Annotated in this window: 26 protein-coding genes and 1 pseudogene; 13 read left to right on the top strand and 14 right to left on the bottom strand. The window is 68.8% G+C overall.

The genetic code is table 11. From position 1 onward, the window contains the following. Positions 1-60: 60 nt before the first annotated feature. Both parC and RS883_RS06185 read right to left on the bottom strand, forming a co-directional pair. The gene (gene parC / locus RS883_RS06190; RefSeq protein WP_315763833.1) at positions 61-2,325 is read right to left on the bottom strand and encodes a DNA topoisomerase IV subunit A; all 2,265 of its coding nucleotides are present in this window, start codon (positions 2,323-2,325) and stop codon (positions 61-63) included. A gap of 49 nt (positions 2,326-2,374) precedes the next feature. Continuing rightward, positions 2,375-3,763, bottom strand: coding sequence for an erythromycin esterase family protein (locus RS883_RS06185; protein ID WP_315763831.1), 1,389 nt, complete (start codon positions 3,761-3,763; stop codon positions 2,375-2,377). A gap of 98 nt (positions 3,764-3,861) precedes the next feature. Here RS883_RS06185 and RS883_RS06180 point away from each other — a divergent pair, with 98 nt between their 5' ends. The 5 genes and pseudogenes from RS883_RS06180 to RS883_RS06160 all read left to right on the top strand — a co-directional run bounded on the left by RS883_RS06180 (position 3,862) and on the right by RS883_RS06160 (position 8,028). Then, complete coding sequence (locus tag RS883_RS06180) at positions 3,862-5,070, top strand: hydrolase (RefSeq protein ID WP_315765000.1); 1,209 nt, start codon at positions 3,862-3,864, stop codon at positions 5,068-5,070. Beyond that, positions 5,067-6,077: an arginine N-succinyltransferase gene (locus RS883_RS06175; protein WP_315763829.1), complete on the top strand. Its 1,011-nt coding sequence runs from the start codon at positions 5,067-5,069 to the stop codon at positions 6,075-6,077. The genes RS883_RS06180 and RS883_RS06175 overlap by 4 nt, the downstream gene beginning before the upstream one ends. A gap of 1 nt (position 6,078) precedes the next feature. Further along, positions 6,079-7,335, top strand: coding sequence for an N-succinylarginine dihydrolase (locus RS883_RS06170; RefSeq protein ID WP_315763826.1), 1,257 nt, complete (start codon positions 6,079-6,081; stop codon positions 7,333-7,335). A 66-nt stretch (positions 7,336-7,401) separates the two neighbouring features. After that, on the top strand, positions 7,402-7,620 hold the full coding sequence (locus RS883_RS06165) for a hypothetical protein (protein ID WP_315763824.1): 219 nt from the start codon (positions 7,402-7,404) through the stop codon (positions 7,618-7,620). 56 nt (positions 7,621-7,676) lie between these two features. Then, positions 7,677-8,028, top strand: a pseudogene (locus tag RS883_RS06160) (GIY-YIG nuclease family protein). Positions 8,029-8,052: 24 nt separating this feature from the next. Here RS883_RS06160 and RS883_RS06155 read toward each other — a convergent pair. Beyond that, entirely contained in the window at positions 8,053-8,697 is a 645-nt protein-coding gene (locus tag RS883_RS06155; protein WP_315763821.1) for a glutathione S-transferase, read from the bottom strand. Between the two features lie 319 nt (positions 8,698-9,016). On the opposite strand from RS883_RS06155, the gene rpsA reads away from it, so the two are divergent. Continuing rightward, on the top strand, positions 9,017-10,726 hold the full coding sequence (gene rpsA / locus RS883_RS06150; RefSeq protein WP_315763819.1) for a 30S ribosomal protein S1: 1,710 nt from the start codon (positions 9,017-9,019) through the stop codon (positions 10,724-10,726). A 181-nt stretch (positions 10,727-10,907) separates the two neighbouring features. Beyond that, positions 10,908-11,192, top strand: a complete 285-nt coding sequence (locus RS883_RS06145; RefSeq protein WP_315763817.1) for an integration host factor subunit beta — start codon at positions 10,908-10,910, stop codon at positions 11,190-11,192. 803 nt (positions 11,193-11,995) lie between these two features. On the opposite strand, the gene rimM is transcribed toward RS883_RS06145, so the two are convergent. The 4 genes from rimM to ffh form a co-directional block, all read right to left on the bottom strand. Then, the gene (gene rimM / locus RS883_RS06140; RefSeq protein WP_315763814.1) at positions 11,996-12,487 is read right to left on the bottom strand and encodes a ribosome maturation factor RimM; all 492 of its coding nucleotides are present in this window, start codon (positions 12,485-12,487) and stop codon (positions 11,996-11,998) included. Continuing rightward, a complete protein-coding gene (locus RS883_RS06135) occupies positions 12,450-12,635 on the bottom strand; it encodes a hypothetical protein (protein ID WP_315763812.1) in 186 nt (61 codons plus the stop codon). Before RS883_RS06135 ends, rimM begins: the two co-directional genes overlap by 38 nt. A 54-nt stretch (positions 12,636-12,689) precedes the next feature. Further along, the gene (gene rpsP / locus RS883_RS06130) at positions 12,690-13,094 is read right to left on the bottom strand and encodes a 30S ribosomal protein S16 (protein ID WP_315763810.1); all 405 of its coding nucleotides are present in this window, start codon (positions 13,092-13,094) and stop codon (positions 12,690-12,692) included. A 107-nt stretch (positions 13,095-13,201) separates the two neighbouring features. Then, positions 13,202-14,695 (bottom strand): signal recognition particle protein, encoded by a 1,494-nt coding sequence (ffh, locus tag RS883_RS06125; protein ID WP_315763807.1) that lies wholly within the window; start codon positions 14,693-14,695, stop codon positions 13,202-13,204. Positions 14,696-14,927: 232 nt separating this feature from the next. Here ffh and RS883_RS06120 point away from each other — a divergent pair, with 232 nt between their 5' ends. Beyond that, entirely contained in the window at positions 14,928-16,538 is a 1,611-nt protein-coding gene (locus RS883_RS06120; protein ID WP_315763805.1) for a putative bifunctional diguanylate cyclase/phosphodiesterase, read from the top strand. Here the strand turns inward: RS883_RS06120 and RS883_RS06115 are convergent. Beyond that, positions 16,513-17,058: a DUF924 family protein gene (locus RS883_RS06115; RefSeq protein ID WP_315763803.1), complete on the bottom strand. Its 546-nt coding sequence runs from the start codon at positions 17,056-17,058 to the stop codon at positions 16,513-16,515. The genes RS883_RS06120 and RS883_RS06115 overlap by 26 nt on opposite strands. A gap of 55 nt (positions 17,059-17,113) precedes the next feature. Between RS883_RS06115 and RS883_RS06110 the strand changes: the two genes are divergently transcribed. From RS883_RS06110 to RS883_RS06095, 4 genes are all read left to right on the top strand, one after another. Then, the gene (locus RS883_RS06110; protein ID WP_409977398.1) at positions 17,114-18,319 is read left to right on the top strand and encodes a MiaB/RimO family radical SAM methylthiotransferase; all 1,206 of its coding nucleotides are present in this window, start codon (positions 17,114-17,116) and stop codon (positions 18,317-18,319) included. Beyond that, a complete protein-coding gene (gene ftsY, locus RS883_RS06105) occupies positions 18,316-19,248 on the top strand; it encodes a signal recognition particle-docking protein FtsY (RefSeq protein WP_315763801.1) in 933 nt (310 codons plus the stop codon). Before RS883_RS06110 ends, ftsY begins: the two co-directional genes overlap by 4 nt. A gap of 207 nt (positions 19,249-19,455) precedes the next feature. After that, on the top strand, positions 19,456-20,037 hold the full coding sequence (locus tag RS883_RS06100) for an inner membrane-spanning protein YciB (RefSeq protein ID WP_315763798.1): 582 nt from the start codon (positions 19,456-19,458) through the stop codon (positions 20,035-20,037). 48 nt (positions 20,038-20,085) lie between these two features. Next, positions 20,086-20,271: a hypothetical protein gene (locus tag RS883_RS06095; protein WP_315763795.1), complete on the top strand. Its 186-nt coding sequence runs from the start codon at positions 20,086-20,088 to the stop codon at positions 20,269-20,271. A gap of 82 nt (positions 20,272-20,353) precedes the next feature. Here the strand turns inward: RS883_RS06095 and RS883_RS06090 are convergent, their stop codons facing one another. The 6 genes from RS883_RS06090 to RS883_RS06065 all read right to left on the bottom strand — a co-directional run bounded on the left by RS883_RS06090 (position 20,354) and on the right by RS883_RS06065 (position 23,266). Next, a complete protein-coding gene (locus RS883_RS06090) occupies positions 20,354-20,494 on the bottom strand; it encodes an entericidin A/B family lipoprotein (RefSeq protein ID WP_315763790.1) in 141 nt (46 codons plus the stop codon). Positions 20,495-20,630: 136 nt separating this feature from the next. Next, the gene (locus tag RS883_RS06085; RefSeq protein ID WP_315763787.1) at positions 20,631-20,783 is read right to left on the bottom strand and encodes a hypothetical protein; all 153 of its coding nucleotides are present in this window, start codon (positions 20,781-20,783) and stop codon (positions 20,631-20,633) included. After that, positions 20,780-22,291, bottom strand: coding sequence for a PAS domain S-box protein (locus tag RS883_RS06080; RefSeq protein WP_315763784.1), 1,512 nt, complete (start codon positions 22,289-22,291; stop codon positions 20,780-20,782). The genes RS883_RS06085 and RS883_RS06080 overlap by 4 nt, the downstream gene beginning before the upstream one ends. Before the next feature lie 11 nt (positions 22,292-22,302). After that, positions 22,303-22,659 (bottom strand): CsbD family protein, encoded by a 357-nt coding sequence (locus RS883_RS06075; RefSeq protein ID WP_315763781.1) that lies wholly within the window; start codon positions 22,657-22,659, stop codon positions 22,303-22,305. Positions 22,660-22,683: 24 nt separating this feature from the next. Then, complete coding sequence (locus tag RS883_RS06070) at positions 22,684-23,004, bottom strand: hypothetical protein (RefSeq protein WP_315763779.1); 321 nt, start codon at positions 23,002-23,004, stop codon at positions 22,684-22,686. A gap of 97 nt (positions 23,005-23,101) precedes the next feature. After that, positions 23,102-23,266: a hypothetical protein gene (locus RS883_RS06065; RefSeq protein WP_315763777.1), complete on the bottom strand. Its 165-nt coding sequence runs from the start codon at positions 23,264-23,266 to the stop codon at positions 23,102-23,104. A 170-nt stretch (positions 23,267-23,436) separates the two neighbouring features. On the opposite strand from RS883_RS06065, the gene RS883_RS06060 reads away from it, so the two are divergent. Beyond that, positions 23,437-24,321: an ROK family protein gene (locus RS883_RS06060; RefSeq protein ID WP_315763775.1), complete on the top strand. Its 885-nt coding sequence runs from the start codon at positions 23,437-23,439 to the stop codon at positions 24,319-24,321. The last annotated feature ends 57 nt before the right edge of the window (positions 24,322-24,378 follow it).

Genomic DNA, 24,378 nt, shown 5'->3' with positions numbered 1-24,378 from the left:
AGTGGTTAAGACCGGTTGAACCCGACACCCGCAAAATGAAACCTGAATAACAGTCATGGATCAGTCGAAACGATTGTTCCGCGGGAACCCGGTCGGGGGCGTTCGCCCCGCCGCGCCGCGCGCCGCGCGCCAGGCCGACAGATCGGCTTCGGTCCGCATCCGCCCGGCCTCGCCGCCCATTGCCCAGGAAAGACCATCGGCGAAGCGGAAGCTGCGCGCATCGGCCAGCCCGCCCTCGCGGAAGCGCTGGAGCTGCACACCCTGCCCGCGCGACATCTCGGCCACCTCGCTCAGCGGAAACACGACGAGCTTGCGGTTGTCGCCCGACGCCGCGACATAATCGTCGCCGACCGCGACACGCCGCACCACCTTGAGCTTCGCGCCGGTGCGCGGGCTGACGACCTGCTTGCCCTTGCGCGTTTCCGCCAGCACGTCGCCCTCTCGCACGACGAAGCCGCGGCCGTCGCTCGCGGCGACCAGCAGCTTGGCATCCGCGCCGCCCGACCGCAGCGCGGTGACGATCGCACCGCCGCCGTCCAGGTCGATCATCAGGCTCAAGGGCTCGCCGAACCCTCGTCCGCCGGGCAGCTTGTCGGCGCCCAGCGTATAGAAGCGCCCGCTCTCGGTCGCGACGATCAGCTTGTCGGTGGTCTGCGCGTGAAAGGCGAAACGCGGCCCGTCGCCCTCACGAAACTTCATCGCCTCGGTCGAGGCGAGGTCGACATGGCCCTTCATCGCGCGAATCCAGCCGCGCTGCGACACGATCACCGTCACCGGCTCGCGCTCGATCATCGCCTCCAGCGGGATGTCGCGCGCGGGCGCCGCTTCCTCGATCGTGGTGCGCCGCGCGCCCAGCGCCGTCCCCGGCCCATAACGATCGCGCAGCTTCTTCATGTCGCGCTTCAGCCGCGTCCGCTGCTTGCCCTCGCTGGCGAGCAGCGCGGTGAGCTCGGCCTGTTCCTTGTCGAGCGTGTCGCGCTCGCGGCGCAGTTCCATCTCCTCCAGCCGGCGAAGCGAGCGCAGCCGCATGTTGAGGATCGCCTCGGCCTGACGGTCGGTCAGCCCGAACTCGGCCATCATCACGGGCTTGGGCTCGTCCTCGGTCCGGATGATCTCGATCACGCGGTCGAGGTTGAGGAACGCGATGATATAGCCGTCGAGCAGCTCGATCCGGTCGGCGATCTTGTCCAGCCGGTGCTGCGACCGGCGGCGGAGCACGACGAACTGATGGTCGACCCAGGCCGACAGCGCCTCGCGCAGGCTCATCACCCGCGGCGTGCGCTGGTGATCGAGCACGTTGAGGTTGAGCGGCACTCGCGTCTCAAGGTCGGTCAGGCGAAAGAGCCCGTCCATCAGCGTCGCGGGATCGACGGTGCGTGCGCGCGGCTCCAGGACGATGCGGATCTCGGCGTCGGACTCGTCACGCACGTCGGCGAGGATCGGAAACTTCTTGTCGTTGATGAGCGCGGCGATCGCCTCGATCAGCTTGCCCTTCTGGACGCCGTACGGGATCTCGGTGACGACCGCCTGCCAGCCGCCGCCCTTCTCCCGCTCGATCGTGTAGCGCGCGCGAACGCGAAAGCCGCCGCGCCCGGTGGCATAGCTTTCGGCGATCGCCGCCGGGCTGTCGACGACGATGCCGCCGGTCGGAAAGTCCGGCCCTCGCACATGCGCCAGCACCGCCGCATCATCGGCCTCGGGCTGGTCGATCAGCATCACCGCGGCGTCGAGCAGCTCGGCGGCATTGTGCGGCGGGATGCTCGTCGCCATGCCGACCGCGATGCCGCTCGCGCCGTTCGCCAGCAAATTGGGGAACATGCCCGGGAACAGCTCGGGCTCCTGCTCCTCGCCATTATAGGTCGGGCGATAATCGACCGCGTCCTCGTCCAGCCCCGCCATCAGGTCGATCGCGACCTGCGTCAGCCGCGCCTCGGTATAGCGATAGGCGGCGGCGTTATCGCCGTCGATGTTGCCGAAATTGCCCTGCCCGTCGACCAGCGGGTAGCGGAGGGCAAAGGTCTGCGCCAGGCGGACCATCGCGTCATAGACCGACTGGTCGCCATGCGGATGGTATTTGCCGATCACGTCGCCGACGACGCGCGCACACTTCTTGTAACCGGAGGCGGGATCCAGCCGCAGCAGCCGCATCGCCCAGAGCAGGCGGCGATGCACCGGCTTCAGCCCGTCGCGAACGTCGGGCAGCGACCGCGCGGTGATCGTCGACATCGCATAGACGAGGTATCGTTCGGACAGCGCACTGTCGAACGGCGCGTCGAGGATGCCGATGGGCGGGTTATCGAGCGGATCGTCGAGATCGGTGGCCATCGCCGCGCCTGCTAGCAAAGCGCCGCGGCGGGCGCCAGTTGGCCGCGCGTCACGAGCCGCTCATCGCGCCCGGCCACGTCCGGGACGGCGTCATCTTCCGGTGCCAGACGACGATGTCGTACCCCGCATCGGGCGGGTTGTCGGGTTCGGCGTCGGTCTGGAACGTCGCTGGGTCGACGCCCCAGCCGATGACGCCCCACCAGGTCGGCCGTGCCGCCCAGCGATCGATCGCGGCGCCCCGTGGGCGCTTCGCCATGTCGATCCAGAGCGCATCACCCCTTGCCGGCGTGAAGGCGGCTCCCATGTCGCCCGGCCGGTCGTTGACGAGCGGGAGATCGCTGAACCGCCGTTCGGCAGGCTTGGGGTCGGGCTTGCCATCGGTCAGCCTGACCGCGCGAACGACCGCGCGCGACCAGGTGAAGCCCACCGCCTGATAGGCTCGCCCCAGCTCGCGGCGCAGCACGATGCCCGTCGAGACATAGCCCTGCGGCTCCCATTGCGGCAGCGACCAGAGGACGTGGCCGTTCTGTGCCCAGAACGCCGCGCGACCGCCACCGACGCGATCGATCAGGTTGCGCGCCATCGACCGGTCTCGGCGACCCCAATATTCGACGGGGATCGTCTTCCTGTCGACGCCGGCGCGGTCGAACTCGAACGCCACCAGCCCCTGCGATGCGGCGCGTGCGGCGAACCGCGCCTCGTCGACGTCGGGATCGGCGCGCGCACCAGCGGGTGCCTCGCCAAAGGCGTTTTCCAGATCCGCAGCGGCGGCGAGCAAGGCGGTCATCGTCGCCGCGTCCGCCGTTTTCACCCAGTCGTAGAGGAACGGCGTCTTGCCGTCGGCGCCCGGCAGGATCGGCGCCAGCCGCTTGCGCAGAGCCTCCGCCTTGCCGCGGTCGCGGCGGCCGAGCACCCGGAGCGCGAACGCCGCGTCGGTCCCGCTTTCCTGAACGTCGATGCCGAACATGCGGATCGGCTTGTCGGCCCTCTGGTTCCACGCGCGCAGCCACAGGAGCAGCCCGCCAAATTCGTCGTTGCGCCAGATCGAGAAGAAGCCCGGCGCGCGGATCAGCGCCGCCGGATCGCCCTCGCCCAACGTCACATAGCGGTCGAAGCCGCGCCCCGCGGTCCGGTTGCATTCGATCGCGACGGCATCGATGGCGCCGGCGCGCACCAGCGCCTTGACGAGTTCGGCCTTGAACGCCTGATCCTCGTGCGTGCCGTGCGTCGCCTCGCCGATGCCGATCACCTTGGTGCCCTTGAGCCGCGTCACCAGGGGCGCGAGGTCGGCCTCGGTCGGCATGCCGGGCTCGAAGCGGCGGCCATCGCTGGCGATCCAGGCCGATGCCGCACCCTGTTCCTGCGCGCGTTCCGCCGGGCTCGGCACCGCCGCCTGCGGCCCCGCCAGCACCCATGCCGCCGCCATCCACCCGATCATGTCGGCCCCCCATTTCCCGGAGCGGAGGCTAACATGAAGCAGCCGCCATGCAACGCCCCGGGGGTGACGCGCCGGGATCGCTCGGCTACCAGCCGGGGATGGAGAGATTGATCGAGGTTGAGCGCACTGCCGTCGGGCACGTCGCCGCCGCGCCGATGCTGGAACAGATCGAGGGGTGGTGCGCGATCAACTCGGGCACGCGCAACCTCAGCGGCGTTTCGGCGATGGGCGCGGCGCTCGCCGACGCCTTTTCCGCGCTGCCCGGGACGCTCCGCATGGTCGATCCCGAACCCGTCGAGGCGGTCGAGCCCGACGGCCGCGTCGTCGCGATCGATCATGGCCGCCACCTGCACCTGACCGTCCGCCCGGACGCGCCGGTGCAGATGCTGTTCACCGGCCACATGGACACTGTCTATCCCGCCGACCATCCGTTCCAGTCGCTGACGCGGCGCGCGGACGGTGCGATCAACGCGCCGGGCGCGGCCGACATGAAGGGTGGGCTGTCGCTGATGCTCGCCGCGCTGAAGGCGGTGGAGGCGAGCCCGCTTGCCCCCCGCATCGGCTATGACGTGCTCATCAACTCGGACGAGGAAACGGGCTCGCTGTCGTCGTCGGCGCTGATCGCGGATCTGGCGCGCGGCAAGGTCGCGGCGCTCACCTACGAACCCGCGCTTGCCGACGGGACGCTGGCGGGCGCGCGCGGCGGGACGGGCAATTTCTCGATCGTCGTCAGCGGCCGCAGCGCCCATGCCGGCCGCAACCCGCAGGACGGCCGCAACGCGATCGTCGCCGCCGCCGACCTCGCGCTCCGGCTGGCACAGGCCGGGCGCGAGGGGCTGAGCGTCAATCCCGCGCGCATAGACGGCGGCGGGCCGAACAACGTCGTACCCGAACACGCGATCCTGCGCGTCAATTTCCGCCCGCGCGACACCGCCGCCATCGCCGAGGCGCAGGCCGCGCTCGACGCCGCGATGGCCGCCGTGGCCGCCGCGCACGACGTCCGCATCGACCTTCACGGCAGCTTCAATCGCCCGCCCAAGCCGCTCGACGCCGGTGCCGAGCGGCTGTTCGCACTCGTCGGACAGGTCGGCGAAGACCTCGGTATTCCGATCGCGTGGAAGGCGTCGGGCGGGGTCTGCGACGGCAACAACATCGCGGCGTGCGGCGTGCCCGTCATCGACACCATGGGCGCGCGCGGCGGCGCCATCCATTCGAGCGAGGAATTCCTCATTCCCGAAAGCCTGCCCGAGCGCGCCGCCCTGTCGGCGCTGACGATCTTGCGCATCGCCGAGCGGGGCCGCCCATGAGCTTCCGCATCCGCGCTGCCCGCGACGAGGATCTCCAGCCACTCTACGAGATGGCCAAGCTGACCGGCGGCGGCTTCACCAACCTGCCCCCCGACAGGCCGGCGCTGCGCGCCAAGCTGGAACGCAGCCACGAGGCGTTCGGACGAACCGACGATGCGCTGCGCGACGACCTCTACGTGCTCATTCTCGAAAATGCCGCGACCGGCGAAGTGCGCGGCACCTGCCAGATCTTCACCCAGGTCGGACAGCGCTGGCCCTTCTACAGCTATCGCATCGGCACCATCACCAAGCGGAGCGAGGAGCTCGGCCGCACCTTCCGCTCGGAGACGCTCAACCTCGTCAACGATCTGGAGGGATCGAGCGAGGTCGGCGGGCTGTTCCTCCATCCCGGCGAGCGTGCCGGGGGGCTGGGCATGCTGCTCGCGCGCAGCCGCTACCTGTTTGTCGCGATGCATCGCGCGCGCTTTGCCGACCGTATCCTCGCCGAGCTGCGCGGCGTGATCGACGAGGCGGGCGGATCGCCCTTCTGGGACGGGGTGGCTGGCCGCTTCTTCGGCATGAACTTCCAGGCGGCGGACGAATTCAATGCGACGCACGGCAACCAGTTCATCGCCGACCTGATGCCCAAGCACCCCATCTACATCGCCATGCTGACGGAGACGGCCCGCGCCGCGATCGGCCTGCCCCACCCGTCCGGCCGCGCGGCGATGCGGATGCTGGAGGGCGAGGGCTTCAGCCATGACGGCTATGTCGACATTTTCGACGGCGGCCCCACCATGACCGCACGCACCGACGCCGTGAAGAGCATCCGCGAGGCGACCGCCGCGCCCGTCACCGCGCTGGCGGAGGGCGGCGACGCCAAGCTTGTGGCGACGGGCCGGCTGGCGGATTTCCGCTGCGCGTTCGGCCGGATCGCGGGGGGCAAGGGCGGCGTGACGCTCGACCCCGGCTGTGCCGAGGTGCTCGGCGTCGCCGCGGGCGATACCGTCACGCATGTGGAGCGCTGACATGGCCCTCACCGAAATCAACTTCGACGGGCTGATCGGGCCCAGCCACAATTATGCGGGCCTGTCGCCGGGCAATCTTGCCGCCACGCGCAATGCGGGCGCGGTGTCGCAGCCGCGCGCCGCCGCGCTTCAGGGCATTGCCAAGATGCGCGCCAATCTCGCGCTCGGGCTGACCCAGGGCATCTTCCTGCCGCACGCCCGCCCCGACCATCGCTGGCTGGCGAGCCTCTCGACGGATTACGACCGCGCCGCGCCGCACCTGCGCGCACAGGCGCTGTCGGCCTCGCCGATGTGGGCGGCCAATGCCGCCACGGTCTCGCCCGCACCGGACACCGCGGACGGGCGCTGCCACCTGTCGGTCGCGAATCTGGTGACGATGCCGCATCGCAGCCATGAGTGGCCCGGCACGCTCGCGCAGCTCCGCCTCGCCTTCGCGCACCCGGCTTTCGCGGTGCACGGCCCCGTCCCCGCCCCGTTCGGTGACGAGGGTGCGGCCAACCACATGCGCCTCTGCCCGCGTCACGGCGAGCCGGGTGTCGAGGTGTTCGTCTATGGCGTGTCGGGCGGTCCCTTCCCCGCGCGCCAGCATCGCGAGGCGAGCGAAGCGGTCGTACGCGCCCACGGCCTCGACCCCGCGCGCACGCTGTTCGTCCAGCAGTCCGAGGCGGCGATTGCGGCGGGCGCGTTCCACAACGACGTCGTCGCCGTCGCCAACGAACGCGTGCTGTTCGCGCACGAACACGCCTTTGCCGATCGCGAGGCCTTCTACGCCGACCTCACTCGCCTGATGCCGGAGGTCGAGATCGTCGAGGTGCCCGCCGACCGCCTCACCCTGGCCGACGCGATCGGCTCCTACCTCTTCAACGCGCAGCTCGTGACGCCGCCCGATGGCCAGCCGACGCTGATCGTCCCGACCGAGGCGCGCGACAATGCGGCGGTGTGGGCCTGGCTCCAGGACCACCTTGCCGGCAATGGCGCGGTCCGGCGGGTCGAGGTGGTCGATGTCCGCCAGTCGATGGCGAACGGCGGCGGCCCCGCCTGCCTGCGCCTTCGCGTTGTCGCCGATCCCGCGACGATCGACCCGCGCTTCCTGCTGGACGAAGCGAGGCTCGACCGCATCGCCGCGGTGGTCGAGGCGCACTGGCCCGAAGCGATCGGCGCCGACGACATCGCCGACCCGGCGCTGATCGCCGGCATTGTGGCGGCCCGCCGTGCGCTGCTGGAGGCGCTGGAGCTTGTCGAATTAGTTGACAGTTAACCCTCTCCGGTAACGCCGGAACGGAGGTTTTCTGCGGCTGGTACGGACTTTGCGTAGCGTTTCGCCATGTTCCATCGTGTCACCCGCCTGTTCACGATCAAGACCAAGTTCGAGGCGTTCGTCGTCATATATGGCCTCGGCCTCGGCGCGGTGGAGCGCGGGCTGCACTATCTCCACGACTATCCCGGCTTCGGCGGCAAGCTCCTGTTCGCCGTCTGCCCGATCGCGGTGTTCATGGCCGGCGGCCGCATCCTCGACTCGGTCGAGCGGGGATACGGGGAGTAGGATATCGTCACCCCGGACTTGTTCCGGGGTCCACCGGGCGGCAGACTTGACGGGTAGTGAGAGAACGAACCCCGTGCGTCTACATCCTCGCCAGCGCCGCGAACGGCGTATTGTACGTCGGCGTGACGTCCGACCTGCTCGCGCGGGTCATCCAGCATAGCGAAGGCACATTCGACGGCTTCACCAAGCGATATGGTGTGAACCCGCCTTGTCTGGTTCGACGTCGCCGAGACGATGGAAGCCGCGATCCTGCGTGAAAAGCAGATCAAACGCTGGCGGCGCGACTGGAAGCGCAACCTGATCGAGCGCGACAATCCGGAATGGCATGATCTGGCGGTTGGTTTCGGGCTGGAGCCGCTCAAGGCTCCGGTACGCGGACAGGTGGACCCCGGAACAAGTCCGGGGTGACGGATATGGGGGCGCCGCGCTCCCTCAAGCAAACGCATACGGCCCGCCCTTCGCCAGCGCCGCCTGGTACGCCGTCCGCGCGTGGACCTTCTGCAGCCACGCAATGGTCGCAGGCCGGCTCTCGTCCAGCCCGCCGCGGCTGCGGGCCGCTTCCAGCGGGAAGCTCATCATGATGTCCGCCGCTGTGAACTGGTCGCCGGCGAACCAGGACCGGCTCACCAATTCCGCCTCGATATAGTCGAGGTGGACGTCGATCATCGGCTGGATGCGCTTCATCGCCACCTTGCCGAGCAGCGGCACCTTGCTCAGCACCAGCTTTACGAGCAACGGCGGCATCACCGACCCTTCGGCATAATGGAGGAAGAAGCGATAGCGGAGCACGTCTTCGCGCCGCGCGGGCGTGCCCAGCCGGCCGTCGCATTTCTGGACCAGATATTCGACGATCGCGCCCGTCTCCGCCACCACCACCCGGTCGCCGCCCGCCGCCGCGACATCCTCGATCACCGGCGATTTGCCGAGCGGATGGATGCGCTTCAGCTCGGGCGGGGCGAGCATCGTCACCTTGTTGCGTTCGTACCGCTTGACCTCGTACGGCAGGCCCAGTTCCTCGAGCAGCCACAGCACCCGCTGCGAGCGCGAATTTTCGAGGTGGTGGACGATGATCGTCATGCTGGTCGCTCCCCTGAAACCTGATCGCGCGGCTTAACTCGCGGACCCGCCAAAGCGATGCCGCGCTTGCCCTTTTGCCCTGACCCGTCTATGCGCGCGACCGTCCGACGAGTATAGGCTCGGCGGCGGAGCGGCGCGGGGCGATGGCCCGACAGCGCCCCTATCGCATCACAGACGCGATCGAGAGCCCTTCGTCCGCCGATCCGATGTTCGCGCGGATGCCGTGGCGGCATTCGGCCGCGACGGCGTTCTGGCCCAAAGACCGCCGGACCCAACCGGCTGGCCGGAAAACGTCAATATCGAGGATCAACTCCAACCCATGGCTACCAACCCCACCCGCGACGATTTCGCCGCGATGCTCGACGACATGTTCGGCGGTGCCGACAGCTTTGAAGGCCGCGTCGTCCACGGCACCGTCACCGCCATCGAGAACGACCTGGCCGTCATCGACGTCGGTCTGAAGTCCGAAGGCCGCGTGCCGCTGCGCGAATTCGCCGCGCCGGGCCAGAAGGCCGAGCTCAAGGTCGGCGACGAGGTCGAGGTCTATGTCGACCGCGTCGAGAACGCCAATGGCGAAGCGATGCTGTCGCGCGACCGCGCCCGCCGCGAAGCGGCCTGGGACAAGCTCGAGCTCGAGTTCAGCCAGGGCAACCGCGTCGAGGGCGTGATCTTCGGCCGCGTCAAGGGCGGCTTCACCGTCGACCTGTCGGGCGCCGTCGCGTTCCTGCCGGGTTCGCAGGTCGACATCCGCCCCGTGCGCGACGTCACCCCGCTGATGGACCTGCCCCAGCCCTTCCAGATCCTGAAGATGGACCGCAAGCGCGGCAACATCGTCGTGTCGCGCCGCGCCGTCCTCGAAGAGACGCGCGCCGAGCAACGTTCGGGCCTGATCCAGAGCCTGGCCGAGGGCCAGATCATCGACGGCGTCGTCAAGAACATCACCGATTACGGTGCGTTCGTCGACCTGGGCGGCATCGACGGCCTGCTCCACGTCACCGACCTCAGCTACAAGCGCGTCGGCCACCCGTCGGAGATGCTGAATATCGGCGACACGGTGAAGGTGCAGATCATCCGCATCAACCGCGACACGCAGCGCATCTCGCTCGGTATGAAGCAGCTCGAGAGCGATCCGTGGGATGGCGCGGGCGCGAAGTATCCGGTCGGCGCCAAGCTGTCGGGCCGCGTCACGAACATCACCGAATATGGTGCGTTCGTCGAGCTTGAGCCGGGTATCGAGGGTCTCGTCCACGTCAGCGAGATGTCGTGGACCAAGAAGAACGTCCATCCGGGCAAGATCGTCTCGACCTCGCAGGAAGTCGAAGTCGTCGTGCTCGAGGTCGATCAGGACAAGCGCCGCATCTCGCTCGGCCTCAAGCAGGCTCAGCAGAACCCGTGGGAGCGCTTCGCCGAGGCGCACCCGGTCGGCAGCGAAGTCGAGGGCGAAGTCAAGAATGCCACCGAGTTCGGCCTGTTCATCGGCCTGGACGGCGACGTCGACGGCATGGTCCACATGTCCGACATCGCGTGGGGCATCTCGGGCGAGGACGCGCTGGCGCTCCATCGCAAGGGTGAGGTCGTCAAGGCGATCGTGCTCGCGGTCGAGGCCGACAAGGAGCGTATCTCGCTCGGCATGAAGCAGCTCGAGCGCGGCGCCCCCGTCGCGGGCGGTGCGGCGGCCGGCGGCGGCAGCCGCGTTGGCAAGAACGAGATCGTCACCGTGACCGTGCTCGAAGTCCGCGATGCGGGCCTCGAGGTCCAGTCGGGCGACGACGGCGTCACCGGCTTCATCAAGCGCACCGATCTGGGCCGCGACCGCGACGAGCAGCGTCCGGAGCGTTTCCAGGTCGGCCAGAAGTTCGACGCGCTGGTGACCGGCTTCGACCGCTCGAAGAAGCCGACCTTCTCGATCAAAGCGATGCAGATCGCCGAAGAGAAGCAGGCGGTCGCGCAGTACGGCTCGTCCGACTCGGGTGCGTCGCTCGGCGACATCCTGGGCGAGGCGCTCAAGGCTCGCGGCGAAGGTCGCTAAGCGGATAGAATTGGCGGTCGGGCACGTCCCGGCCGCCATTTCACCCCAAATGATGAGCGCTGCGAGACAACCCGTTGGCGCATTTAGATTGATCGAAATCAGGTCCTTGCGCTAGATTGTCCCCGTTTATCAGAGTCGACCCGGCACGATTCAAGCCGGCGACCGCGGGGGTTTTAGGCGAATGATCCGTTCCGAACTGGTGCAGCTTCTGGTCCGCGACAATCCGGACCTGGCCGTTCGCGACGTCGAGCGCATCGTCAACATCTTCTTCGACCAGATCAGCACGCGCCTGTCCGAGGACGGCCGCGTCGAGCTTCGCGGCTTCGGTGCCTTCTCGACTCGCGCGCGCGACGCGCGCACTGGCCGCAACCCGCGCACGGGCGAGGTCGTCCCCGTCGACGCCAAGCGCGTCCCCTATTTCAAGCCCGGCAAGGAAATGCGCGAGCGGCTGAACGTCGCCGAGTAGCTTGCCTTGCGCGTCCGTCGGCTTATGGCGGTCGCGCGGCATGCGGGCGTGGCGAAATCGGTAGACGCAACGGACTTGACGCAAGGATTGAGTGCGCCCCGGGAAATCGGGGACGTAGAACCGCTCAAATTCGGGGAACCCTGTCAGATGGCGATCCCGAGCCAAGCCCGGCGGCCACACGCTGCCGGGAAGGTGTAGAGACTAGACGGGCGGCGCCTAACCCCGGTCATGGGCATGGCGAAGGGATAGTCCAGACCCCGAACGCGCGCGCCATCCGGCGCCGCGGCGGCGAAAGCCGTGGCGGGTATGAAAATCCGGTGGGCTGAACAGCCCGTGGGGGTTCGAGTCCCCCCGCCCGCACCAGCTTTCATAGAACGAACTTTTTCCTACTTCCCCGGCGAAGGCCGGGGCCCAGTGGGAAGAGGCTTATTGCGGGCATCTCGGCACACTCAACTTGCCGCCGCCAAGCAATTGCCGGGTACCAACCGAACCGCAGCCGTCGAGAGATGAAGGCTGTGCTCCCGCGAACGCGGGAGCCTAGAGCCGCAAACGACGCACTGCTTGACCCTGAGCTCCCGCCTCCGCGGGAGCACGTGATGTTGTGGGAAGGCGCGGAAAAGCTCGGACCAGTCGCCGAAGCCCCCTTCGCTCAAACCGGAGCCTCGCTCACTGCACCGAACGGCCACGCGAAGCGCAGAGGTGCGGCAAGTCGACGCTAATCACGCCATTATAACGATCGATCCGCGAGGTACTGGCTGACATGACAGCGCGGACCGACCTCGTCCGGCTCGCCGCGCACCGCTCTATTCGATGAACGCGTCGGCGACGACCAACTCGCGCTCGTCCCAGTGCGGCACCGCCTGTGGCGTGAGCGGCACGAGGAAGCGGCGGCCGTCGGGCCGCTCGATCTCGACCACGTCACTCGCGCCGTAATTCTCGACCGCGACGGTGACGCCCAGCGGCTCGCCGCCCTCGCTGCGGGCGGCGAGGCCGATCAGGTCGACATGATAATATTCGCCGTCCTCGAGCGGCGGCAGGCTCGACCGCGGCACCGTCAAGGCGGTGCCGCGCATCGCTTCCGCCGCCGTCCGGTCGGCCACGCCGGACAGGCGCGCCACGCCGTTGCGCAGGCTTTCCAGCTTCAGCGCACCGCCGTTGAACACGCGGTGCGCGGCAAGGTCGTCGGCGAAGATCTTCAGCCGCACCTCGCCGCGCACGCCGTGCGCGCCGGTGACGACCGCCAGCGTGACGGGGCGATCAGGCCCCGTTGCTGGCGGGATCGTCGGTCGCGTCATTGTGTCCGGGGGACTGGACGCCGCCGCCTGGGGTGTCGTCCGATCCCTCGGCGGGTTCGGGCGTCGAGACCCCGGCGGGGTTCGTGTCGGTCTTGCCGGGTTCGTCACGCGCGCCGGTCTCGTAATCTTCGGGAGGGTTGCTCGCCATCATGCGCTCCTGTGCCGGTTGGGCAAGGGGAACGCATGACGGCGCGCAAGTGCCTCAAGCCTCGGCAGTTTCTTCGGTAGCGGCGGGGGCGCTGGTCGCCTCGGCGGCGGCTTCCTCGCGAGCCTTCGCCTTCTCGGCCCGCTCCTCGGCGCGCTCGGTCGCCTTCTCGCCGGGCTTCGCCTTGTTCGGGTTGTTGCGCGCGGCGCGCTCACGCAGGCCCGCGGCGTCGAGGAAGCGCGCGACGCGGTCGGTCGGCTGCGCGCCGACGCTCAGCCAGTGCTTGGCGCGATCGGTGTCCAGCTTGACGCGCTCGTCCGAATCCTTGGCGAGCAGCGGGTTGTAGGTGCCGATCTTCTCGATGAACTTGCCGTCGCGCGGGCTGCGGGCGTCGGCGATGACGATCCGGTAATAGGGACGCTTCTTCGAGCCGCCACGCGACAGACGCATGCTGATTGCCATTTGATCTTCTTCCTTCTTTCAATTCGTCACCCCAGCGCAGGCTGGGATCGGTTCGTTGATCTTGTACCTTGGGCCAGAGACCCCAGCCTGCGCTGGGGTGACGACCGTCACTTCTTCTTCAACAGGTCCTCGAACCCCGGCGGCAGCTTGGGCGTGTCGCCCCCGCCGCCCAGGCCCGGCAGGCCGCCGCCCGCCTTGCTCATGAAATCGCCCATCGCCGGGCCGCCCAGCGCATTGCCGATGCCGCCCATGCCGCCGCCGGGACCACCCTTGCCCAGCATCGCGGCAAGACCCTTGATGCCCCCCATCTTCTTGATGCGCTTCATCGCGGTCGCCATTTCCTGATGCATCTTCAGGAGCTTGTTGACGTCCTGCACCGTGGTGCCCGACCCTTTGGCGACGCGGATCTTGCGCTTGGCGTTGAGCAGTTCCGGCTTCGACCGCTCCTTGATCGTCATCGATCCGATCATTGCGTCCATACGGATCAGGATGCGGTCGTCCATGCTGGACGCCGCCATCGCCGCCTGCGCCTTCTTCATGCCGGGGATCATGCCGGCAAGCGCGCCGAGCCCGCCCATGCGGCGCATCTGCGCCAGCTGGCTGCGCAGGTCGTTCATATCGAACTGCCCTTTGGCCAGGCGCGAGGCCATCTTCTCGGCATCGTCGGCCTGGATCGCCTCGGCCGCGCGCTCGACCAGGCTGACGACGTCGCCCATGCCCAGGATGCGGCCGGCGACGCGCTTGGGATGAAAGGGCTCGATCGCGTCGAGCTTCTCGCCGACGCCCGCGAACTTGATCGGCTTGCCGGTGACGGCGCGCATCGACAGCGCCGCACCGCCACGCGCATCGCCGTCCATGCGGGTCAGCACGACGCCGGTCAGCGGCACCTGCTGGCTGAAGTTGGTGGCGACGTTGACCGCGTCCTGACCGGTCAGCGAATCGACGACGAGCAGGATCTCGTTGGGCTTCGAAATGTCGGCGACCGCCTTCATCTCGTCCATCAGCGCTTGGTCGACGTGGAGGCGGCCCGCGGTGTCGAGCATCACCACGTCGAAGCCCTGGAGCTTCGCCGACTGGAGCGCGCGGCGGGCGATGTCGACGGGCTGCTGGCCCTGAACGATCGGCAGCGTCGCGACCTCGGCCTGGGTGCCGAGCACCGCCAGCTGCTCCTGCGCGGCCGGGCGATTGACGTCCAGCGACGCCATCAGCACCTTCTTGCCGCGCTTCTTGATGAGCCGCGACAGCTTGGCCGTCGTGGTCGTCTTGCCCGAGCCTTGAAGGCCGACCATCATCACGACCGCGGGCGGCGTCACGTCGATGTCGAGGTCGGCGCTGTCCGCGCCCAGCATCTCGACCAGCGCGTCGTTGACGATCTTGACGACCTGCTGCCCCGGCGTGACCGAGCGCAGGACGTTCTGGCCGACCGCTTCCTCGGTCACCTTGTCGACAAAGGCGCGCGCGACGGGCAGCGCGACGTCCGCCTCAAGCAGCGCGATCCGCACCTCGCGCATCGCGCCGCGCACATCGGCTTCGGTCAGCGCGCCGCGGCCGCGCAGGCGGTCGAAGACGCCGCCAAGCCGATCGCTGAGACTGTCGAACATGCCCGAAACACTCCTTGATCCGTTCGACCGGGCGCGTAACGCAAAATGCGCCGGCGGACGAAACCTCGTCGGCCGGCGTACCCCTTGGGGCGCGATGCGATACGCTCCTCGCGGAACGTCAGCGGCGGCGCTTAGCGCAACTCGCCCCGGTACGCAACGCGCCACAACCGATTAACGGCTTCTTGACCCCGATTATGCGATAGCCGGTCCGATGGGGAGCAAACGACACGCCATGACCAGCGACGGACCAGATGCCGAGGCGCCCGCACGCGTGACCGGCGCGATCAGCGTCGCGGCGATCCTGCTCTTCGTCGGCATCGCCTCGACCGTCCTGTCGCAGCTCGTAGGCCAGTATCTCGGCACGCGAGAGGCGGCGGACGAGATGCTGGTGATCGCGCTTCTGCTCAACACCGCGCTGATCCTGATCGGCTGGCGGCGGCACACCGGCCTGGTCGGCCAAGTGCGCGGCCATGCGGAGGCGGCGGCGCGCGCGCGGGCACTGGCGGCACGCGACCCGCTGACCGGCTTTCACAATCGCCGCAGCCTCGCCGACGAAGGCGGCGCGATGCTCACGAATGCCGAGCGCCGCCACAAGGCGGTCGCGCTGCTGGCGCTCGACCTCGACCACTTCAAGAGCGTCAACGACATGCACGGCCATGCCGTCGGCGACGCGCTGCTGCGGCTGGTCGCGCAGGAGATGGAGGCGATCAGCCCGACCAGCGCGCTTCATGCGCGGCTGGGCGGCGACGAATTTGCGATCACGATGGTCTTCGATCCCAGCGCGCCCGACGTCGTCGACCGTGTCGCCGAGCGGCTGGTCGCGCGCCTCTCGCAGCCGTTCGAGGCGGAGGGCCAGACACTCCACATCAGCTGCTCGCTCGGCATCGCGCGATCGGATTTCGGCAGCCATTCGATCGAGGCGCTGATGCGCGCTGGCGACATCGCCATGTACGCGGCCAAGAAATCGGGTCGTAACCGGTTCGCCTGGTTCGACCCCTCGATGGAGCGCGACCTCAAGGCGCGCAACGAGCTGGAACAGGGGCTGCGCATCGCCATCCCCGGCGGCCAGATCGTCCCCTATTTCGAACAGCAGGTCGATCTTGCCGAGGGGCGCCTCACCGGCCTCGAAGTCCTTGCGCGCTGGGAGCATCCGACGCGCGGGCTGATCGGCCCCGACCGCTTCATTCCGATCGCCGAGGAAACCGGCATGATCGCGGAGCTCTCGCTGTCGATCATGCGTCAGGCGTTCACCGCCGCGCGCGACTGGGACCCCGGTCTCACGCTCTCGGTCAACATCTCGCCCTGGCAGCTTCGCGATGCGTGGCTGGCACAGAAGATCATCAAGACGCTGACCGAGACGGGCTTTCCCGCCAGCCGGCTCGAGATCGAGATCACCGAAAGCGCGCTGTTCGACAATCTGGCGCTCGCCCAATCGATCGCGGGCAGCCTCAAGAACCAGGGCGTGAAACTCGCGCTCGACGATTTCGGGACGGGCTATTCCAGCCTCGCGCACCTTCGCGCGCTGCCCTTCGACCGGATCAAGATCGACAAGTCGTTCGTCACCTCGATCAACGAGGCGCCGGATTCGGCCGCGATCGTCACCGCGATCGTCCGCCTCGGTGAAAGCCTCAATCTGCCCGTCACCGCCGAGGGGATCGAGGACGAGACGATCGCCGCGCGCCTGGCCGCGATGGGCTGTGCCAAGGGTCAGGGCTGGTATTACGGCAAGCCGCTCTCGACGATCGGCGTCCGCAAGCTCCTGGCCGAGCGGCACCTCATCACCGGGATCGAGCCCGAGCCGGCGATCGTGCTGCCGATCACCAGCCGGCGTCGGGCCGGCTGAGATAGGCGACTTCGGCCGGTGTGTCCTCGCGCCCCAATGCGGCATTGCGCGAGGGGAAGCGGCCATAGTCGGCGATGACCGCCTGATGCTGGCGCGCGTAATCGGCCGATTCGGTGTCGCCCAGCGCCTCGAACAACCGCACGCAGTCGGCCTGCGCGCCCGCATCCTCGGCATGCATGAACGGCATGTAGAGGAACTTGGCGCGCTCCGGCGGTAGCCGCGCGTCAAACCCCTTTGCGACACCCTCGCGCGCCAGCGTCAGTGCCAGCGGATCGGCGGCGAACGCTTCGGCCGAGCCGCGATAGATATTGCGGCTGAACTGGTCGATCAGGATGATCGCGGCAAGCAGGCTTTCGGGATCGTCGCGCCAGCCGCCCGCCCCTTCGGCCACGACGCGGTCGCGCAGGGCACCGAAGCGATCGGCGATCGTCCGGTCGAGCGCCTCGTCCTTGGCGAAATGCTGTTCGGGCGTGCATTCGCCGAACCAGAAGTCGAGTACCGCCGCCGCCTGCCCGTGCATGTCCCGCTCCGCTCGCCAATGGACTTCCCGCCGCTTCGCCCCTAAGTCCCGCTCCATGTTCGCCGCCAAGCCGCGGGGTGACATGGCCGAGATCGTCACGCTGGGCTGCCGCCTCAACCTTTCCGAAAGCGAAACGATCCGGGCGATGGTCCGCGATCGGCGCGTCGCGGTGGTCAACAGCTGCGCGGTGACGGGCGAGGCGGTGCGCCAGTCGCGTCGCGCGGTCCGCCGCCTAGCGCGTGCGCATCCGGACGCCGAGCTGGTCGTGACCGGCTGCGCCGCGACGATCGATCCGGCGGGGTTCGCCGCACTGCCCGGCGTCGCGCGTGTGGTCGCCAATCCGCTCAAGCTCTCGCCCGAGGCATGGGGCGCCCCGGCACCCGCCGAGCCCGCCCCCTCTCCCCATGCCCGCGCGCTGGTCGAAGTCCAGAATGGTTGCGACCATGCGTGCACCTTCTGCATCATCCCCGCTGGACGCGGTGCCAGCCGCTCGCTGCCCGCCGGCGGCGTCGTCGATCGCATCCGGGCGCTGGTCGATGCCGGGCACCGGGAGGTCGTGCTGACCGGTGTGGACCTGACGAGCTATGGCGGCGACCTGCCCGGCATCCCGACGCTCGGGCGCTTGGTCGAGCGCATCCTCCGCCTCGTCCCCGACCTGCCGCGCATACGCCTCTCCTCGATCGACCCCGCCGAGGTCGACGACCGGCTGTTCGCACTGTTCGCGCACGAGCCGCGGGTGATGCCGCACCTTCACCTGTCAATGCAGGCGGGCGACGACCTGATCCTCAAGCGCATGAAGCGCCGTCACAGCCGCGCGCAGGCGGTCGAGCTCGTCGCCCGCCTGCACGCGCTCCGCCCCGACATCGCCGTCGGCGCGGACCTGATCGCCGGCTTCCCGACCGAGGACGATGCCGCCTTCGCCAACAGCGCCTCGCTGATCGAGACGTGCCGCATCGTCCACCCACACATCTTTCCTTATTCCCCGCGCGAAGGCACCCCCGCCGCCCGCATGCCGCAGGTCGATCCTGCCATCGTCCGCGATCGCGCCGCGCAGCTTCGCGCAATCGCCGCGCGCGTCCGCGACGACTGGCAGGCCGGCCTGGTCGGCAGCATCCAGTCGGTGCTGGTCGAGCGCCCCGGCGACCGCGGCCATGCCGAGAATTTCGCCGAGGTGCGGCTGACCCGCCCCGCCGTCCCCGGCACCCTCATCCGTGCGCGCATCACGGCCGCGCACGACCATCTGATCGGAGAGCCCGAATGACTGCCCCCAGCTGGCACGAGAAACTGCTCGGCGGCTTTCGCAAGACCTCCGACCGGCTGATGGGCAACCTCGCCGGGCTGTCGCTCGCGCGGCTCGACGACGCGACGCTCGACGAGATCGAGGAGGCGCTGATCGCGTCCGACCTGGGTCCGGAGACCGCCGCGCGCGTGCGCCGTCGCCTGGAAGAGGGCCAGTACGAGCGCAACATGGAGGAGCTCGGTATCCGTCTGGTCGTGGCCGAGGAGGTGGAGAAGGCCCTCGCCAAGGTGGCCAAGCCGCTCGAGATCGAGGCGTTTCCGCGGCCGCAGGTGATCCTCGTCATCGGCGTCAACGGCTCGGGCAAGACGACGACGATCGCCAAGCTCGCCAAGACGCTGGTCGATCAGGATTACGGCGTGATGCTGGCCGCGGGCGACACGTTCCGCGCCGCCGCGATCGGCCAGCTTCGCACCTGGGCCGAGCGGATCGGCGTGCCGATCGTCTCCGGCAACGAAGGCGGGGACGCGGCCGGCATCGTCTATGAGGCGGTGAAGCAGGCGACCGCGACCGGCATCGACGTGCTGATCGTCGACACCGCCGGCCGCCTTCAGAACAAGCGCGAGCTGATGGACGAGCTTGCCAAGATCCGCCGTGTGCTCGGCCGCCTCAACCCCGCCGCGCCGCACGACGTTGTGCTGGTGCTCGACGCGACGACGGGCCAGAACGCGCTCAGCCAGATCGAGGTGTTCAAGGAAGTGGCGGGCGTCACCGGCCTGGTCATGACCAAGCTCGACGGCACCGCGCGCGGCGGCGTGCTGGTGGCGGCGGCGGAGAAATACGGGCTGCCGATCCACGCGATCGGGGTGGGCGAGAAGGCCGACGACCTTCGCGCCTTCGACGCGAACGAGGTGTCGCGGATCATTGCCGGCGTCGAGGAGCTGGTGCGTTGATCGCAAGCAAACCGTTCGTGCTGAGTAGCCGCCGAGTAGCCGCGGAGCGGCGTATCGAGGTGGCGTATCGAAGCACCGTCCCGAGCTCCACATCCTTCGATACGCGACCTCGATACGCTCGCTGCGCGAGCTACTCGGCCGCTACTCAGGACGAACGGTCTTTTTATGCCAGCTAGCACCAAAGCCCCCCTCTCCCCCGGCCTCCGCATGGCGGTCGATTTCGGCCCGCTCGCGGTGTTCTTCGCGGTCAATGCGCTGGCGCCGGGGACGGAGATCGGTCGCATCCTCGCCGCCACTGCCGCGTTCATGATCGCGATCACCGCGGCGCTCGCCTTCTCGTGGATCAAGGCGGGGCATATCTCGCCGATGCTGTGGCTGTCGGGCGGGCTGGTGCTCGTGTTCGGCAGCCTCACCCTCTACTTCCACGACCGCGTGTTCATTCAGGTCAAGCCGACCTTCGTCTATGCGATGTTCGCCGTCCTGCTGGGCTATGGCCTCGCGACCGGCAAGCCGCTGCTCCAGAGCCTGCTCGAAAGTGCCTATCCGGGCCTTACCGCGAGCGGGTGGCGGCAGCTGACGATCAACTGGGCAGCGTTCTTCGCGGTCGCGGCAGTCGCCAACGAAGTCGCGCGCGCGTCGCTCAGCTGGGATCAGTGGGTGACGTTCAAGACCTGGGGCATGATCCCGGCGACGCTGATCTTCACCCTTGCCAACGTGCCCATGCTGCTGAAGCATGGCCTCCAGCTCGACAAGCCGCAGGATTCGGCGGTCCCGCCGCCGGAGGGCTGAGGAACGCGGCCGGCGCCCAAGCCGTTGATCCGGCGAAGGAGAGCCAGCATGAGCGGCGAGCATACCGAGACGCAGCCCGACCCCAATCTCTCGACCGAGCCCGGCGAGAAGACGACCGCCGGCAACAAGCCAACCGAGACCCAGCCGAACCCGAACATCTCGACCGAGCACCAGAAGGAAGGCGATGCGCGCCGTCCCAGTGACACGCTGGATCGCGGACAGGCCCGCGAATAGCGGCAAGGCGAACGACCGGCGGGTGGGGCCGCCGGTCGTCCGTCCCGCAGGAGAGCGCCGCCAGAGGCGGCGGCGCGGCCCCTTAATTCTTGCCCTTCTGACCCGACGCGCCCGACACGGCGCTGCCGGCCGAGCTCAGATCCTTGCCCGCGCCGTTGACGGTGTTGCACGCCGCCAGCGTGACGAGTGCGGACAGCCCCGCCATCATCGCGATCTTCTTCATGGCCTTCTCCTTGGCTCCAGAATGGGTGCGGCAGGCCCGATACGCCGGCCTGCCGCGGGTACACAGCGCGAGCAGCGGCAGACCGCCGCTGCGCCAAAGCAGGCGGGACCGAGCCGCATGGGTAAGGCCGCCTGGATCACTTGCGTTTCTTCTGCGACGGCGCGGTCGCTTCCCGTTCGTCGCGGCCCTTGCGGACTTCGGCATCGTCGCCGATCAGCTTGCCGATCGCTTCCCGTGCCGCCCCCTTGGCAGCACGGGCACGCGCCGCCTCGTCGTTCGGCACGCTCATGACGCAGTCTCTCGCTTCACCGGCGCCACCGCATCGCTGTCGAACCCGCGTGCGCGCGCCCAGGCAGCGGCGGCAGTGCGGCGATTGACGCCGATCTTGCCATAGATCCGCGCGACATGGTTGCGCACGGTGTTGCCCGACACACCCAGCGCCCGCGCGATGCTCTTGTCGTCCAGCCCGCGGCAGATCAGCGCCAGCACCTCGCGCTCGCGCGCGGTCAGGTCGTCCAGCCCCGCACCCGACACTTCCGGCTGGGGCGCCCGCAGCCGCGCGAGCTTGTCCATGATCGATCGACTGAACCAGCGCGTGTCCTTCATCACCGCCTCGATCGCCTCGACCAGTTCGAGTTCGGTCGCCTTGCGCTGGGTGATGTCCTGAAACGCCCAGAGCACGCACGCATCGCCGCCGATGGTGATCGCCTCGGTCGACACGAGGCAGTCGGCCGTCCCCCCGTCTTTCGCCACGATGCGCACGTCATGCCCGCGCAGGTCGCGGCCATGCTCGATCGCGCTCTCGACATCGCGGCGGACGTCCGCGTCTGCCCACAATCCGGTCTCGGCCAGCGAACGGCCGATGATGTCGGTCGCCGCATACCCCGTCAGCTCGGTAAAGCTGGCATTGACCTCGCACAGCCGATGACCGTCGCGCGCACCGATCGCCATCGGCACCGGCGCAAGCTGGAACGTGCGCGTGAAGCGCTCCTCGCTGTGGCGAAGCGCCGCCTCGGCCTTTCGCCGGGGCTCGAGGTCGGCGAAGGTGAACAGCATGCAGGGCTCGCCGCCCATGTCGATGGGCTGTCCGGCGACGATGACGAGCTTGGTGCCACCCTCGGGCAGCTCGAGCTCCGCCTCCATCTGCGGGATCGTCGCGCCGTCGCACAGCCGCGCCTTGGCCAGATCGCGGCGATCGGCCTCGCGCAGCACGTCGAGGTCATAGACGGTGCGGCACAGCACCTGATCGCGCTGGTGCCCGGTCATCTCGAGGAAACCCTGGTTGACCTTGACGTAGCGAAGGTCGGCCAGGCGACAGATCAGCGCAGGCGCCGGATTGGCGTTGAACGACTGCTCGAACCGATCCTCCGCCTCGAACCGCGCGGTCACGTCCTGGATGACGAGCACGACGCACGACGGCTCGCCCTCGTCATCGTCGTTGAGGACGAGGCTGCGCACCTGATGCACCCAGCGCGGTTCGTCCTCGCCCGCCACCGTCACCTCGACCACCACTTCGGAGAAGCTGTCGCCGTTGACGACGCGCTCGATCGGGTAGTCGTCGGCGGCAAGCCGATGGTTGTTGCGATAGCGCAGCTGGAAGCGCCGGCGATAATCGTCGACGTCGCGGCCGAGATCCTCGAGCCGATCGACCCCGTGCATCGCCAGCGCCGCGGCATTCGCCCACAGCAACGTCTCGTCGGGATCGATCAGGATCACGCCTTCGTCGAGGCCTGCGACGATCTGGCGCAGGTGGCGCAGATCCGCGGTCTCGCGCAGCGACTTGGCCACGGCCTTCATGTCGGGCTGGCTCAGCCCCGGCGTCGGTGGACGAGCGCGCCGATGGCATAGCCGGCGATCGCGGCGACCGCCGTACCGATCCACAGCGGCTCGCCCTTGGCCTTGTGCGCCGCCTTCCGCGCGACATGGGCAGAGCGATGCGCGGCGTCCTCGACGCGGTCGCGCGCGGCCTCGATCAGGCCCGGCGTCGCGTCGGCCGCATCCTCGGCGATCGACTTCACACGGCCGAACAGATGCTCGGCGCTGCCCGCGACCTGATCGACGACGCCGCCCACGCGAAGGTCGTTGCTGTCGACCACGTCCCCGATCGCCTTTTCGGCGGCGCCGCCGACGTGGCGGACGCTGCCGCGAACCTCATGCTTGTTCATCATCTAGCTCCTGTGATGATTCGCTCAGGGCACGACGCCGCACCCGGCGGCGGCCTTGCCCACTTCGAGCGCGATCCTGGGGTCTTTGATCTCCCCCGCGACGCGCAGCAGGTCGCTGACCGTCAGGCGGGTGGGATCGCTGTCGTCACGGCGATAGGCGGCGGCCGCACTGCCGAGCTGCTGAAGCTGGCCGAGCGACAGATTGCTGCCGAGCCGGTCGCCCACGCATTGCGAGCGCTGCGCGTCCAGCCCGTAGCGCTGGAGCCCGTCTGCGATCCGCGTCGAGGGGGCGGCGCAGGCGGAGAGCGCCGCGCCGGCCAAGGCAGCGATGATAAGGGGTCGCATCGACGTCTCCGTCCGGATCGGCCCGATTGGCCGGGCCGATTGGACGGGTAGAACCTATCAAAAGTTAGGCCGTTCCTGGTATCTTTGCGCCTGACCCTTAGTGGTCATCTACTCCGATCGACGCCGCACGTTCGGCATAGAGATCGGCGAACCGCTCATGCAGCGCCCGCTGCGATGCGTCCTCGCAGCGCCTGGCCAGCGTGCGATGGTCGTCGCGCCGCTTGAGGAAATAGGCGTGCTCGTCCTCGTCCGTCCTGTCCATGGCGACCCGCTTTCGTTATCGTTGGCGCGCCCGCTGTACGGCCCGCCCGCACCCGCCGATATGGTGCGGACGTACCATGTGACTGGTAGCTTCGCGGCCCCGCCAGCGCCTCGCGGCTTGACGGCCGGGGTGTCCGGTCGGCTACGCCCGTTACAAAGGGAGACGGGATGATGGGCGGCAAGCGACTTTATGGGTGCGTCGAGGCGGGCGGCACCAAGTTCGTCTGCTCGCTCGCCGACGACTGTGGCCCGATCGGCGAGCGTGTTCGTATCGCGACGACGACGCCGGACGAGACGCTGGCCGCGGTCCGCGCCTTCTTCGCCGCGGCGAGTGCCGAGCGCGGGCCGATCGACACCTATGGCATCGGCAGCTTCGGTCCCGTCGATCGCGACCGCGGCTCGGCCGATTGGGGATCGATCCTCAACACGCCCAAGCCCGGCTGGAGCGGCACGAAGCTGGTGGCGGGGATCGCCGGCGACACCCCCGCCGGCTTCGATACCGACGTCGCCGCGGCGGCTATGGCAGAGGCCGCGGTCGGCAGGATCGGCGGCGTGGTCGTGTATATCACCGTGGGCACGGGCATCGGAGGCGGGGTGGTCGTCGATGGCGTACCGCTGGACGGCGAGCGCCACGCCGAGATGGGCCATTTCCGCGTACCCCGCCATCCGGACGACACCGACTTTCCCGGCCGCTGCCCCTATCATGGCGACTGCCTGGAGGGGATCGCGTCGGGGCCCGCGATCTTCGATCGCTGGGGCGCGTCGCTGTCGGAACTGCCCGGCGACCATCCGGGACACGCCATCGTCGCCCAGGCGCTCGCCCATCTGGCGATCGCGCTGATCGCCACGCTGTCGCCGCGGCGGATCGCGTTTGGCGGGGGCGTGCTCGGGACGCCCGGAATGATCGACCGCATCCGTGCGGAGACGCGGCGACTGGACAATGGCTATCTGCTGCCCCCGCAAGCGGTGGATGCGGTCGTCGCGCCCTCCGCTTTGTCGGGCGATGCCGGCCTGCTCGGCGCGTGGATGCTTGCGCGGGCCGTACGGCCCGGCTGAGATTGCACCGGCAGCGCCGAGGACCGGCTATCCTACAGCGCCCCGTTCCGCTTCCGT

The sequence above is a fragment of the Sphingomonas sp. Y38-1Y genome (assembly GCF_032391395.1).
Classification (GTDB): Bacteria; Pseudomonadota; Alphaproteobacteria; order Sphingomonadales; family Sphingomonadaceae; genus Sphingomonas.
This window is presented reverse-complemented; position numbering and strand designations above follow the sequence as displayed.